The following is a 14,561-nucleotide window of genomic DNA, read 5'->3' on the forward strand; positions in this document are numbered from 1 at the left end:
ATCACCCCCTCACCCAAATTATAGCACATATGTTCGCATTCATAAACCAAAAAGAAATCGATTCATCTCCCCCTTACTATGTTGAAGAGGGAGTCTTCTCGACTGAGATGATAAAAAGCGCTTGTTTCACGGTGTCAACCAATAGAACAGTGTCACCGGTCAGGACATGGTCCATCACTGGTAGACTATATCGGAGGACCGGTCAAATATAACTTTGAATCGTTGTACATCTTCCATTAGATTTCCACTGAGCATTTCGCTCTTCGGTATATACTGCGACTCCAATATTTCTTTTGCCATTTTGGATTCCTCCGCGACAGACTTACCTCACCTATTTAATTTGTTATCCATATTTTATTTATTTATGTAAAAAGACCCAACATGGTTGTTGGATCCCGCATATACATTCTGTTATTGTTACCGCTTCCCGAACCCCATCATTGTGTCCGCAATGATTTCCGCGGCGAGCGCAACTTGCTTCAATTCCACCCATTCATCCTTTGTATGCGCTTGATTGATCGATCCAGGGCCGAAAACGACAGATGGTATCCCCGCACGCGCCAGCTTGCTTGCGTCCGTGCCGTAAGGAACGCCGAGCATCCGGACTGTGCCGATCTTGCTGCCCGCAGCGGCCGTCAACATACGTACGATTTCACTGTCCGGGCTTGTATGCATCGCATAATCGATGACGAAAGGCGGGTGGACGATCACCTTCAGCTTTTCGTCAAAGGCTTCGAATTGCGCCATTTCCGTTTGCAGGTCGCACCACACTTGCTCGCTGTCCTCGCCGGGAATCGTCCGCCTATCGATTTTGATCCGGCACCGCTCGGGAATCGTGTTCGGCGCTACGCCGCCCGCAATTTCCGTCACGCAAAGCGTCGCTTGACCAACAAGCGGGTGCGTAATAGCGCGCAGACGATCGTTCATCACGTTGTCGATATGATGAATGACCTTCAACATGCCGCTTATCGCGTTCAAGCCTTCTTCGGGCTTCGAAGAATGAGCGGAGACGCCGATCGTCTCGATTTCGCAGCGGACTACCCCTTTATGCGCGACGACCGTATGCAGCTCCGTCGGCTCGCCAACAATCGCAGCGGCGAATCGGCGCTCCGTCTGCAATACGTCCAGCACGCCTAAATAGTTGACTTCCTCGTCAACGGTCGCCGCCAAAAATACCGGAACAGGCGGCTTGACGTTGTTCATGACGAACCATTCCAAAGCGGTCAACATGGCCGCAAGTGATGCTTTCGTATCGCAGGCTCCGCGTCCGTACAGTTTGCCGTCCTCAATGTTCGCGCCGAACGGTTCAATCGTCATGTTCGTCACCTGCACCGTGTCCATGTGGGCTTCCAGCAGCAGACCGAGCGCATCCGGGTTCATTCCCGGCAGCATACCGATCACGTTCGGCCTGTTCGGACGAACCTCTCTGCGTTCGGCTGAAAGCCCGAGACGGGCGAAGAAAGCTTCGACATAGGCAGCGACATCCCGCTCGGGAACGCCTCCTTCGAAGTTCGGATTGACGCTCGGAATGCGGACCAAATCCTGCAAAACTTGTCGGACCCGCTCTTCATCGATCCTTGCGATCATTGCTTTCGCTCTCCCCTCAAGTTGTCTTACACTTTGCCGGCTTACGCTCTAATAATTGCTTCCTCGCGCATCAATCTTGATTCGCTCCGTGACGACGCCTTTACGCATCCCGTAAATAGAATCGTTCAAATTCGGAATGACGCACGAGTGATTTGGAATGATTTCGATCCGATCTCCGATCGATAGGGCAACCCGCTCCGGATCGAACCGCAGCATGCCGTGCTCTTCGTTCAGCGCGGCTATGTATATTTCCGGTCGTCCAACGATGATGCCGAATCCTTCGCGATGATGCGCTTTATCGCTAGTAAGAGTCTTGGTGCCGGCATCGATCGTCGCCATGCCGGGCTGCGGAATGCTGACGACGGTAGCCGCGACGCGCAGCGCGCAATCCGCTTCCTCGGCGATTCCCATCTGCACGGCGGACACATCGTTGAAGATATAGTTGCCGGCCCGCACTTCCGTAATGCCGCGCACATGCTCGCATAGCTTCGCCGCCGGAGTCGAACCTGAGCTGACGATATCTATCGTAATACCGGCTTGACGCAAATTCGAGACCGTCTCGGCAATCGAGATGGATTCGGTCTCTACTGCGGAAGCGATCGCCTGCGGATCGCCGCTCTGGTAAATGAGCCCGAAGTAAGCCATGATGCCTTCGATCTGAAGACCAGGCAGCTCTCGAATTCGCAGCGCGAATTCGACGATGTCGTTGCCCGGCTGCCGGCCGCCGCGATGCAGCCCGCCATCCAGCTCGATCAGGACGCGAACCGGTTTATTTGTCCGTACGCCGATGGTGGACAATCCTTGCGCGGCTTCCCAGCTATCAACGGTCACGGCGACCTGAATACGGGTATGCAGCCGTTCCAGCCGTTTCAGATTCCGTTCTCCGATGATGGGGAAAGCAATAAGAATGTCTCCGATTCCTCCATCCGCAAAAACTTCCGCCTCTGCCAGCTTGGCAACGGTAATGCCGATCGCGCCTGCGGCAAGTTGCAGATTCGCAAGCCGCAGCGATTTATGGGTTTTTATGTGCGGCCGATGTTTGATGTTGTACTGTGCCAGCTTCTCGGCCATCCGTCCGATGTTGCGTTCGACCACGTCCAAATCGACGATAACGAACGGCGTCGCCGGCGTATCGTTACTAATCTCGCTATTTGTCCTTGTCATATGGATTCACCTCTTTACTGTAATACGTATCCCGATATTCCTGGGGAGTGAGCCCCGTATGCTTTTTGAACACATTAATGAATGAGTGCGCCCGTTGGTAGCCGATGCTTTCGGCGATTTCATAAATTTTGTCATGAGTATGCAAAAGCAAATGAGCAGCCTTCAACATCCTGAGACGGTACACGTAATCGCTCACGGATTCGCCGGTTTCCCGCTTATATATTTTAGAAACATAAACCGGGTGCATGTACACATGCTCCGAAATAGCCGTCAACGATACGTCGGCGGCTAAATCGCGTTCCACGAATCGCCGGATGTCGGCGATCAGCTTCGCTCGCGAATCTTTGGCTTCGGTTTCGGTTTCGGTGCGCAGGCTGCCCATGACCGCGTCTATCCAATCGTGAAGTTGCTGAACAGATCGGTAAGGCGCGCCGTGCAGCAGCTTCTCGTAGCTCGGGCCGATCAGCCCGGCGAGTGGCCGGCCATTCTTGTGCGCATAATGCGTGACCGCGGAGGAAAAAGCGAAATACACCTCGAGCACATGCTCCTCCACCTCTTCGCGCTTCGTTCGAAGCTCCTCGAATATGCGCTCGATCCGCTGGTCGACAGCAGTCCAATGACCCGCCTCGAGCAGCTGCGAAAGAGTCGGCAGCTCATAGAGCGAAGGGACCGGTCGGACCTCGGTACCTTCCAGCATGTCGTCCACAACAGTCAGAATCAAATCCTGCTCGGCTCCGACCCTTTTGCGTAGCGCCGACAATGTTCCGTCGTAAAGCGTGGCTAAATCTTTCGGAAACGTTCCGCTGCGGCTAATCAGTACCGTGACCGAACCTTTCAAATACTTATGAATCGCCTCCTGCAGCTGCGCCGCCATCCGTTCGAGCGCATGCTGCGTTTCCTCCGTGCAGGCATTGCCGGAAAGGGGAGCAATCCCCGTTTTCACCATAAAAACGAGATAGTCGTGCGGATCCTTCCCGTGCCACAGCTCATAGTGTGGCGCAAACAGCTCCTCCGCCATGTTGCCGACTGCATATTCCACCAGTGCTAATCTGCGAGGCTCGTAACCGTAGAACGGGTCTTCAAGACGGACAAGCAGGAGCGAGAACGGCTGCCCGATAAAATCGGGAACCGCTAGAAGCGCCATTTTATCCCGCAGCTCGTCATTGGAATAGCGCCTGCCTTGGAGCAGCGTATTCAGCAAATTGCATCGCAATTGCGGTAAATTTTCCCTAAGCGTTCTGGTGATCCGCTCTTGCGAAATAATTGCGCTCCACTCCTCCTGGAGCGCTCCGAGAACGCAGGAGACGGTAGCTAGCAGCTCCTCGTCTTTCACCGGTTTGAGCAAATAGCTGGCTGTACCGCAGCGAATCGCTTCTTTGGCATATTCGAACTCTGCATGGCCCGATAGCAAAATGCACTTCGTTGTCATCCACTTCTCACGGATTCGTTCGGAAAGTTCCAAACCGGACATTCCCGGCATCCGGATATCCGTAATGACGATTTCAATCGCTTGAACGTTCAGCAACTCGAGTGCCTCGTAAGCGGAATTCGCCTTGTACACGAATGTGATGCCAATCTGCTCCCACGGAATGAGCACGGCAAGGCGTTCCACCACGTGCTCCTCGTCATCCACGATCAAAAGCTTCGCCATGCTCTGAATCCCTCCTCCACGTTAACGTGACACGCAAGCCCCCGAGCGTGCTGTGGGCCAAGCGGAGCCCCGCGCCTGCGCCGAATACGAAATGCAAGCGCTGGTGAACGTTCCAAACTCCGCATCCCGCAGCCGCCTCCATCGGGAGGCCTAATTGCTGCTGCAGCCTGGCAAGAGCCTTATCCGTAAGTCCGGTTCCGTTGTCATCCACGACAATCTCACAGAGGCCATCAACCAGATGTCCGGTAATTAGGATCAATCCGTCCCCCGGTTTGTTCTCGATGCCGTGCACGATCGCGTTCTCTACGATCGGCTGCAGCAAGAGGCGTGGAACGGACAGCTCCAGCATTTCTTCCGGCATATTGATTTCATAGTGAAGCCTTTTCAGCCGCAAGTTGTGGATCGTCAAATAATTGTCGACTAGCTTCAGCTCCTCGCGCAGCGGCGTCGTCCGCTCCTCCATGCGGGTCGTATAACGGTAATATTCGGCCAAATTTTGTGCCATCGCGACAACGGAGGGGGTGTCCCGAAGCATAGCTGTGTTGATGATAAAAAACAGGCTGTTGTACAGAAAATGCGGATTGATTTGCGCCTGAAGCTGCTTCAGGGTCGCTTCATGGAGGCGGAGCTTCTCGGTGTATACCCGATCAACCAAGTCTTGAATTTGTTCAGCCATCTCATTGAAGCGTTCGAACAAAAAGTCAAATTCATTATTCGGGCGGTAACGGATGCGTGCAGACAAGTCGCCCATTTTGAGCAGTTCAACGCCGCGCACCAACTTGCTGATCGGCCGCTGCACGTTGCGGTAGAGCAAATAGGCGGCCAGGAAGCTCATCGCTAGCAGCAGCCCCAGAGTCGTATAGAATAATGCATTCGTTTTGCGGATTGGAGCCAAAATGTTTTCAACCGGCACATAATCAACCAGAAACCAATTCAGTTGCTTGGATTTCACATAATAAACCGCAAATTGCCTGCCGGCAAGCTGCGTCACGAGGTGTCCGCTTTCTTCCATGGCATGTTCATCCAGCACGGCAATCAAAGCGCCGACATCGCCGCCGTTCATCGTTCCGCTACCAATCGGCGGGTAACCTTTCCGGTACAAGAACGGGTCGCCTTTGATGCCCGCTTTCACCTGATCGAGCATCGCCGAGACATTGGAGACAGGAAAGCTCACCTCAAGCATCATATTGATTTGGGAGAGCAGCGTCGCTCCGAGCGGGTCGGCGATTCGCCGGGTAAAACGGGCACCAGGCAGCTTTTCATCCCTATGTTCGGTTGTTTCGTACGACCATTCGGCGAACTGCGTAATTTTTTGCACTTCCTCGGGCTCGTATTCCTTGGACATGTTGGAGGAAATAACCATGCGTTCCTTGGGTAAATATAGCGTCAAATCGTTGGTCCAGGCACCGGATACGCTTTGCAAACTGAACCTCTGCATAATCCGGGTTTGCTCCTTCAGCCTTTCATAAGGCTTTTCGGATCTGCGATCGACAAATTCACGCACATAAGGGTCTGAGCTTATAATAACGGGAAACATTGCCAGTTGCTCGGCCGTCGTATCGAATTGCTGAAGGAAAAAGGAAAGCCGGCTGAGACTGGATGACCGGATTTCATCTTTAACCACATCGACGCTAACCTTGTTAGTGTAAATATATATTAAGAGTACAGGCGTCAGCAGCAACACAATAAGCACGATCACCTTGCTGAAAATCGTCGGCTTTCCCGCCATCCTCAACCGCCCCTAACCCAATAAATATGTTTTATCCCTTCACGGCGCCTGCCGCAAGACCGCTCACGATGTATCGTTGTGCCAAGAGCGCAATGACGAGGACCGGAAGCGTGATGATGCAGGCCGCGGCCATGAGAGCGCCCCAGTTGATTTCCGAGTAGGACATGAAATTAAATACGGCTACAGGAAGCGTCTTCGTTTGGTCACCGGCCAGGATAATCGAGAACATGAAGTTGTTCCATGAGAAAATGAACGACAGCAGTGACGACGTGATGATACCAGGACCGGAAATCGGAAGGACGATGCGGCGGAACACCTGTGAATGGGTACAGCCGTCGATCAGCCCGGCCTCCTCAATCTCCTGTGGAAGCCCTTCGAAGAACGAAATCATAACCCAGATGATGAACGGCAGCCCGACCAGCATATGACTTAGAATAAGCGATGTAAACGAATCGACCAGTCCGAGCTTGGAGAAAATGATGAACCAAGGGATCAGGAACGTAATGCCGGGAATGATCCGCGCGACCAAGATGATAAGACCAATGCTTTGCATTTGATAACGGGCGATCGCGTATGCCGCAGGCAGCCCAAGCAGCAGCGATCCGAAAGTGGAGCCTGCAGCGACGAGAAAGCTGTTGATAATGAATTTCAAGAAGTCGTATTGGTTAAAGACGTTAGAGTAGTTTTTAACCGTAGGCTGAAAAACGAAAAACTGGTCGCTCGACATAATTTGCGCTTGCGTCTTGAACGAAGCGAGCAGCATCCAGATGAAAGGGAACGAGAAAGCGAGAATAACGATAAACGTCAAACCGGACAAGATGGCGTTTGTTATCCGTGTTTTCTTTTTCATACGGACACCTCCAGACGTTTGCGAAGCCAAATCATGAAAAGCGTCAGTCCCATGACGAGCGCGAAGAAGATGACGAGAAGCGACGACGCCATACCGAGCTTGAAGTATTGGAAGCCAAGCGTGTATCCGTAAATGTTTAGCGTCTCGGATTTCATATTCGGACCGCCTTGCGTCGTGGAATAAATAATGTCGAACGTTTTGAGCACGTCGATCAGCCGCAGCATGACGGCAACGATGATCGTCGGGCGCAGCATCGGCAGCGTAAGGTGAAAGAACTTCTGCCATCCCGTCGCTCCGTCAACGTCAGCGGCTTCATAAGGTTCCGCCGGAAGCGTCGACAACCCGGCCATGACGATAAGCGAGATCATCGGCGTCCATTCCCATACATCGATCACGATCAGGGAAGCGATGACTTGCTTAGGAGATGCGATCCATAACAGCGGATCCAGACCGAACATTTTAAGCAGCACATTGGCTAGCCCAATAGACGGCTCATAAATAAGCAGCCAGACGAGACCCATGGCGACAGGCGTGGCGACCATCGGCAGCAGAAACAACGTTTTGACGAAATTTTTGCCGCGAAAATCGCGGTACAGCAGCATGGCGATCGCTACGCCGAGCACCGTTTCGGCCAATAACGCGCCAATCGAAAAAACGAACGTATTCTTGACTGAAGACCAAAATCGGATATCGGACAGCAACGCGGAATAATTGGCCAATCCGACCCACTTCGGCGGTACCGTTGCTGACATGCTCCACTCGTAAAAGCTGATTCTAACCGTATATAAAATCGGGAAAACCATCATCAGAAGGACAAAAAGGACCGCAGGCATGGTGTAGATCCATTTCAGATTGCGGTCGAACCAGTTTGTCGGCATCATCATCATCCTTTCATTTTCAAACCCGGGTTAAGCGCCGGGACGTACTCCGAAGAGCACATCCCCGTAATAGACCGCATTATTTCCCTTTTTCTTTGTCGATCAAGGCTTGGAATTCTTTGTTTGCCTGGTCGGCTGCGGCTTTGATGTCTTCTCCGCTGATCGCCTTTTGGACGATTGCGCCGATGATGTCGCGTGCTTCACTTACGTTGTTGATCTGCGGTAGCGAATGATCGACGCCGCCTTTTTGCGTTTCCTTCGTAACGTCGGCATACTCCTTCGGAAATGCGGTCGTGCCTTCCGGATTATCCCATACCGACAAACGGGCGCCCGGGTTGCCCTTTTTCTGGGTGGCAAGTACGATTTCCTTGCTGGTCGCCCATTTCATAAACTCCCATGCCGCGTCTTTGTTCGCGGATTTGGAGTTCATTGTCAACCCCCAAGAGGTAATATTGAACGGCTTGGATCCTGCCTTGCCGGCCGGGAATAAGGCGAATCCGACATGATCGGCGATTTTCGATTTCTCCGGATCGGTCGCATTCTTGTAAATTGAGTTGGCATCGGCGAAAAAGGCTGCTTTTCCTTGCGCGAACACGCCGATCGCTTGCGGCCACGACATGTTGAGCACGCCCGGAGGACCATAGTCTTTCAGCAGCGTTGCGTAGGTGGCCATCCCTTTAATCGATTCCTGAGTATTCAAAGTAGCTTTATCACCCTGCATGAACTCGCCTCCCTCGGAGTACATAAACGAAGAGATCTGCGAGACAAGAGCAGAGAGCTGGCCGCGGGCGGCGAAGCCGTACATTTCGTTCTTCGGATCGTGCAGCTTTTTAGCCGCTTCGATTAACTCGTCCATCGTTTTCGGTACCGGAATGCCAGCTTTTTGCAGCAAGTCTTTACGGTAGTACAAGATGTGCTGCTCCGTAATGATCGGGATGCCGGTGAGCTTTCCATCTACGGTGTTCGATCCGACGGCAGCTTTGGAAAAGTCGTTGAAATCGTAGTCGTCATCTTTTTTGGCGTAATCGTCAAGCGGCTGAATCCAGCCGTTTTTGAAAAACAGCTTGGCCTCCTGAAGAGGACGGTACATGTACACATCCGGAGAGGCTGAACCCGCAGTGAACTGTACGGTCAGTTTTTGCGTGAGTTGGTCTTCAAAAAAGCTTTGTACGTCCACCTTCATGCCGGTTTTAGCCTCGAACTGCGGCACCATCTCTTTAATAGCATCGCCCCATGGATGGTTTGCGGTAACAATCGTCAGCTTCTCTCCTTCAAACGGCTTGGCGGAAGCTTGGACGTCGACCGGCTGCTTTGTTCCTTCTCCTCCTCCGCAACCGGCAAGCAGTCCTGCAGACACCGCGGAAATAAGAACGGTATTCAGCACACGTTTCATCGTTTGATTCATTAACATGACCTCCCGTAAATATGTATTTGACGGCGGCAACCAAGTCATCAAGCAAGCGTTATCAATGGCGGATTGCTCCGTGCTACTTACAAGATTAAACGATTTTTGAATACGTTTATATAACGCGTATACAACTTCGATAACCCATTGTGAACCGGTTATAATGAAAGCTGTGAAACGCCCGAAAGCCTTCGTTGCCCGATCGAATGAAGAAGTTCCATGCTGCCTCCCCCCCCCCTCTTTCTCGAATATATGAACATATCAACCAGTAAAACGGTTCCAAAAGCAATAAATGAAAGTAATGTCTCCAATACTGAACCTGTCGCAATTCGAATTAATCCGGTTACCATAAAGGTTATTAATAAATCCCCTCTCCTCTTACATGGTAAGCGTTTTCAAGATGTTGACGAGAGAAGAAGCGACATCGATTTCTCGCTGTTTCTCAGACATCATAATTAACAACATAATTTTGCATTTCCGTGTTGTAGTACCCTTTATTGTATTCGATCAAATTGCCTCTTTCATCATAGGAATAACGCAATCTCTTTAATAAAGGTGTTCCCTCTTTTACATGTAATATCTTCTCCACATGAGAAGGAGCAGTGCCAACAGCAAACTCATCCCGATGCTTTTCTAAAGAAATATCTTGTTCTTCAAGCAATCCGTATAATGATTGAGCATTCAAATCCGATAGTTCAATATTTGCCATTTGCATTGTTAAATAATGCGTATAATGGATATAAGGTACGTCATTAAGGTGATAAAGACGTTCTATACGGAGACAATGCTCCCCAAATAATTGATACGGTTCTGTTCCTTCTTCATTGCGGACCACTTCTGCTTGTAGCAATTGTTTTTGAATTTTATGCCCTTCTTCTACTAAAATCTCTGTAAATCGTTTCCATTTAGAAAGTTTGGAAGCAGAAGTATTTCGTATCACCTTCGTCCCTTTGCCGCTGCTCGGTTCAAGATATCCTTCCTGAGCAAGTTCTTTGATAGCATTGCGGACTGTGATTTTGCTGACATTGAATTCATTTTCCAATTGCGTTTCTGAAGGAATATTCGTCCCAATGGGATACACACCGTGCAAAATCCGATCCTTCAAGATATTCTTTATTTGCAAATATAACGGTCTTTTATTTCGAGAGAAGTTCACTGATACATCCACTACCTTTCCACGTCGCCTAGTGATTCTGTCATCGCCCGGAGTATTTCACTCTCCGATGACATTGGAGTATCGCCCACAACCGTATGCGCAAGCATTCCTGCCGACGCGGCAAATCCGACTGTCTTTTCCGGTGGAAATCCTTCCATCTCACCATGTACGATCCCACTCGTATAGGCATCTCCAGCACCTATTCTATCATAGACAGAAAACGTAAGCCGTTTTGAAAATGTGAATGTTTGATTCTTATATATAAAACCGCATAATGAATGCGTATTGTCACCATTGATTGAACGGTGCGTACCCGCTATAACGAAGATCTGATATTTTTGCGCAACGGCTGGAATCAGGTCCATGAGCTGCTCTTGGCGTTCTTCCTTATCCGTGTGCATACCTAGGATAAACAAGGCATCCTTTTCGTTCATCATGACAATATCCGCCAGATGCAGCATTTCTTCATAATGCGGTTTAGCCTTTGCATAGCCGTCTTGCCCCCAGTGGGCTGGACGGTAATTGCAGTCGAAAACAACGGTGCCGCCATTTTCTTTGACAGCTTTTGCAAAGGATTTCATGTGATGCCGGACAGCATCGTTCATGGCAAGTGTAATTCCGCAAAGATGGACAACATCTATATTCTTGGCTATGTCTTCAAAATCATACGTTTCTTCGGGGGCTGTATTGAAACTGCTTTCTAGCCGATTGGAATAGGTAACGCGACTAGGCCGCGCACCGAATCCATTTTCTAAAAAATACATGCCCACGTAATTCCCGCCTCGAACAAGGAACGATTGTGCAATACCTAGTTTTCGAAGATAGGATACTGCAGCATCGCCTACCGCATTAGCCGGCAATCTTGATACAAGATACCCGGTATGCCCTAAACGCGCCAGTGCAGAGCTTACATTCACTCCTGTACCTGAGAAAGAATAATTCAATGCGCTGGCTTGCGATAACAATTCATACCCCTGTACCTGCAAGCGCATCATGACATCTCCAAAAGCTGCAATCTTTTTAGCCATGGCGATCAACCAATTTCTTCATCGTCTCCAGTAATTCGCGTACATCCCTGGGATTCGTTTTCCCTGTATCTTTGTCGATAATCGATGAATACACGTGAGGGATGACTTGCGGAACGTTAGCTTCCAGAGCGATACGCAAGACGGTTTCGAAATTCTCTTTGTCGATGCCGCCTGTCGGCTCTAAAGCAAATCCTTCTTCTCCGCATGCCCCAGCAACTGCACGCAGCTCGTCTTCATGGCTTAAGCCATTCATGGGGAAGTATTTCAATGCGTTGCCGCCCATATCGCGGACAAGCGCAATGGCAGTTTTAACAGGCACAATCGCATGTTCGTCTTGAGCAGCGCTTACCGGGCCTGTTGAGATGTTTACATAGCCGACGCGTCCAGTTGGAGACACCAAACTGTTAATCCAGCTATCTTGTTCGCCCAGATTGGCGCGTGTTGCTCCAACGGCAGGAAATACTTGGTTAATGTGACTGCCAGGGTAGTGTTTCGCAATGGCCGCCACGACAGAAGCCTGACGATTATCGCCGGCGCCTAATCCGATCGATACGGCTTCCTCAATTGCTTTTCCGTATTCTTTCATAGCTGCTACCGCTTCTTCTACCGTTGGATAGTCTTTCGAAAGGACACCGACCAACACGTACCCTTCAGCGGCTTCGAATACCTCTTTGGCATTCTCTACACTGTTAGCCAATACATTTAATGCTGCTCGGCCTTTGTAAAAACGTTTTGCAATGTTGGGCATCTTATTTGCCTCCTGCTAATTCACGAATGGTAGATGCAATAACATGAATATCATCACCTTGGAGCGGACGTGGATCGATATCAAAATAGCCTTGTCTCACGCCATAATCGCGTGTATAGATAGCAATCTCACCTTCGCGCAGTCCTGCCACAACTTTCTTGGCGGTAGTGTTTGCTTGCCCCGGATCAATTTGAATACGTGCACGGAATATCGCCCGCCCCGCTTCATCCTGGACAATGGTCACCTTGAAGCCTGCAAGTTCATTTAGCGGCACTAACACTTGCAATGTTTCTTTTTCTTGTTCACTTTTATCTTCTTTGACGCCGTATTCATCGAGTGCTTGAAGTAACCCGAATGTTGTTTCTTTCCCAACCTTCATACTTCGTCCAATACCATGTAATTGTACTTTTACCCACTCAATATAATTGCTCTTACCGCCGATAATCCCTGAAGTTGGACCTTCAATGGCCTTTGAACCGCTATAGATCGCAAGGTCTGAATATTTCACATACTTTTGAATATCTTCTTCCGCTGCCGCATCGACGATGAGTGGAACGCCGTTTCGCTGCGCAATCTCCCATGCTTCCTCGACAGAAATCATATTTTTTTGGATGGCATGATGGGATTTCACATAAAGAATGGCTGCCGTATTTTCAGAAATCGCATCTTCAATATGTTCGGCTTTCCCTTCATTGGCATAACCAACTTCAACGAGCTTGCCACCGCCTAAATAGACCATCGTTTCAACGGGGGCTCCGTATTGTACGTTGTGACCTTTCAGTATGATGATTTCATTTTTGCGAATGGCTTCTTGGTGCAGACGTTCACTCTTGCGGCGATTCCCTTGTGTTACAAGGGCCGCAACTGAGAGTGCAATGCCGCTGGATGCCGAGTTAACAATAACGGCTGCCTCTGATTCTAGAATGCGTGCTGCGTAATCACCTGCTTTATCGACTAAATCTGCAATCTCTACATAACTTTGACCGCCTTGTTTCATCGCATTCATCACAGTATCCGTCGGTGCGGATACACCCAGGATACTCATTCGTCCACTTGCATTAATAACACGTTTTAGCCCATATTTAGCATTCAAGTAACTCGCCATTTACAATCACTCCTTTTGGTTCTATTCTTTTTTCTGCCACTCGCTTGTCCCCTTCGGAATCAATCAGTGTAATCGGTTTATTTTGCAGGCAAAACAGTGTTAAATTCGCAACGTCCCCAACCTGTATTCGGCCAAGCTCCGGTTTATCAAGCCAATTGGCTGCATGTGTGGTGACCGCCGCGATCACCTCTTCAAGCGAGTAGCCCAAGTAAAGAAATTTTGAGAGAACATTTGCCATACTATACACGGGGCCGTTTAATCGGTTCCCGCGGTAGATATCTGTGCTGATCGTATTTAGATTGACGCGATGATGTTTTGCTGCTTCAGCAATCTTAAATGAAAAGCTCGCAGTGCCATGACCAACATCCAAATGTACGCCTCTTTCCATTGCATCCGTTAACACTCGAAGCGGTTTACCTTCATCATCGAAAAGATTATTCTCTTTTCCATTGAGATAATGAGTAATGACATCTCTTTCGGCTAAAAGTGGAACGATCTCCTCAATATTCGGCGGTCCGGAACCGATGTGGACCATTAACGGCAATGATGTTTCACCAGATAGTGACCGCGCAATACGTAAAGGTTCAATACCGCTTTCGCCAACAACACTTTTACTTATCCGTGCCTTTAATCCAACGATGAACTCTTTATACTCATTTACCACCTGTACGACCTTCTCTTTATCAATCCATTCCAGATTGGATAATTCATCGACTCTTTTTAAACCAATTCGCGAAATGTTCAAAAAGGCGAATACGTTGGTTTGGGAACGTTCTCGACTCGCAACCAAATCTGCAATCCGGTCCGCTCCGCAGCTTCCGGCATCTACGATGGTGGTTACACCTTGTTTGACGCCGATCTCATCGATTTCATCGCCATACGGATCAAATTCAGGAAATGCATGGACATGCAGATCAATCCAGCCACTTGATACATAAAAACCTGAGTAGTCTAAAATATGCTTTCCCTGTCCGCTCCCGGCATTAGCCACCTCAGCAATTTTACTGTTCTCAATGACGATATCGATATCTTCTCCATTCACGCGTTTTACATTTTGTAATACGAACCGCTCTCTCATTGTCATCACCTTTTTCCGTAACACTATAAACACGCTTACAATTCATTAGGATAGCATCGAAAAATGATAATTGTTTATAACGTTATAATGTTAAGTTAACACAGAAAATTGTCAAAGTAAATATAACGTTATAATGTTTATGGTTGGTATTAAAAGGATGAGAATAAATCGAACCAGCATCG

12 protein-coding genes are annotated in these 14,561 nt (G+C 49.4%); all 12 read right to left on the minus strand.

The features are described from left to right. Nucleotides 1-417: 417 nt before the first annotated feature. The 12 genes from L1N85_RS11620 to L1N85_RS11675 all read right to left on the minus strand — a co-directional run bounded on the left by L1N85_RS11620 (nt 418) and on the right by L1N85_RS11675 (nt 14,379). Nucleotides 418-1,587 (minus strand): M20 family metallopeptidase, encoded by a 1,170-nt coding sequence (locus L1N85_RS11620; protein WP_235237995.1) that lies wholly within the window; start codon nt 1,585-1,587, stop codon nt 418-420. Nucleotides 1,588-1,635: 48 nt separating this feature from the next. Continuing rightward, complete coding sequence (locus L1N85_RS11625) at nt 1,636-2,751, minus strand: alanine racemase (protein ID WP_235237996.1); 1,116 nt, start codon at nt 2,749-2,751, stop codon at nt 1,636-1,638. After that, nucleotides 2,735-4,402 carry a response regulator transcription factor gene (locus L1N85_RS11630; protein WP_235237997.1) on the minus strand — a complete coding sequence of 556 codons (1,668 nt, stop codon included), beginning with the start codon at nt 4,400-4,402 and terminating at the stop codon, nt 2,735-2,737. The genes L1N85_RS11625 and L1N85_RS11630 overlap by 17 nt, the downstream gene beginning before the upstream one ends. Next, nucleotides 4,377-6,131 carry a sensor histidine kinase gene (locus tag L1N85_RS11635; RefSeq protein ID WP_235238001.1) on the minus strand — a complete coding sequence of 585 codons (1,755 nt, stop codon included), beginning with the start codon at nt 6,129-6,131 and terminating at the stop codon, nt 4,377-4,379. The genes L1N85_RS11630 and L1N85_RS11635 overlap by 26 nt, the downstream gene beginning before the upstream one ends. A 31-nt stretch (nt 6,132-6,162) precedes the next feature. Beyond that, nucleotides 6,163-6,981 (minus strand): carbohydrate ABC transporter permease, encoded by an 819-nt coding sequence (locus tag L1N85_RS11640; protein ID WP_235238003.1) that lies wholly within the window; start codon nt 6,979-6,981, stop codon nt 6,163-6,165. Further along, nucleotides 6,978-7,859 (minus strand): carbohydrate ABC transporter permease, encoded by an 882-nt coding sequence (locus L1N85_RS11645; protein WP_235238004.1) that lies wholly within the window; start codon nt 7,857-7,859, stop codon nt 6,978-6,980. The genes L1N85_RS11640 and L1N85_RS11645 overlap by 4 nt, the downstream gene beginning before the upstream one ends. A 79-nt stretch (nt 7,860-7,938) precedes the next feature. Next, a complete protein-coding gene (locus tag L1N85_RS11650; RefSeq protein ID WP_235238006.1) occupies nt 7,939-9,264 on the minus strand; it encodes an ABC transporter substrate-binding protein in 1,326 nt (441 codons plus the stop codon). A gap of 442 nt (nt 9,265-9,706) precedes the next feature. Beyond that, nucleotides 9,707-10,432: a GntR family transcriptional regulator gene (locus L1N85_RS11655; protein WP_235238007.1), complete on the minus strand. Its 726-nt coding sequence runs from the start codon at nt 10,430-10,432 to the stop codon at nt 9,707-9,709. After that, nucleotides 10,432-11,448, minus strand: a complete 1,017-nt coding sequence (locus L1N85_RS11660; RefSeq protein ID WP_235238008.1) for a sugar kinase — start codon at nt 11,446-11,448, stop codon at nt 10,432-10,434. The genes L1N85_RS11655 and L1N85_RS11660 overlap by 1 nt, the downstream gene beginning before the upstream one ends. Beyond that, nucleotides 11,441-12,196, minus strand: coding sequence for a 2-dehydro-3-deoxy-phosphogluconate aldolase (dagF, locus tag L1N85_RS11665; protein WP_235238011.1), 756 nt, complete (start codon nt 12,194-12,196; stop codon nt 11,441-11,443). Before dagF ends, L1N85_RS11660 begins: the two co-directional genes overlap by 8 nt. A gap of 1 nt (nt 12,197) precedes the next feature. Continuing rightward, nucleotides 12,198-13,301: a DgaE family pyridoxal phosphate-dependent ammonia lyase gene (locus tag L1N85_RS11670; protein ID WP_235238022.1), complete on the minus strand. Its 1,104-nt coding sequence runs from the start codon at nt 13,299-13,301 to the stop codon at nt 12,198-12,200. After that, nucleotides 13,279-14,379 (minus strand): amidohydrolase/deacetylase family metallohydrolase, encoded by a 1,101-nt coding sequence (locus L1N85_RS11675; RefSeq protein WP_235238023.1) that lies wholly within the window; start codon nt 14,377-14,379, stop codon nt 13,279-13,281. Before L1N85_RS11675 ends, L1N85_RS11670 begins: the two co-directional genes overlap by 23 nt. Nucleotides 14,380-14,561: the final 182 nt, after the last annotated feature.

It is taken from the genome of Paenibacillus alkaliterrae (assembly GCF_021532375.1).
Classification (GTDB): Bacteria; Bacillota; Bacilli; order Paenibacillales; family Paenibacillaceae; genus Pristimantibacillus; species Pristimantibacillus alkaliterrae.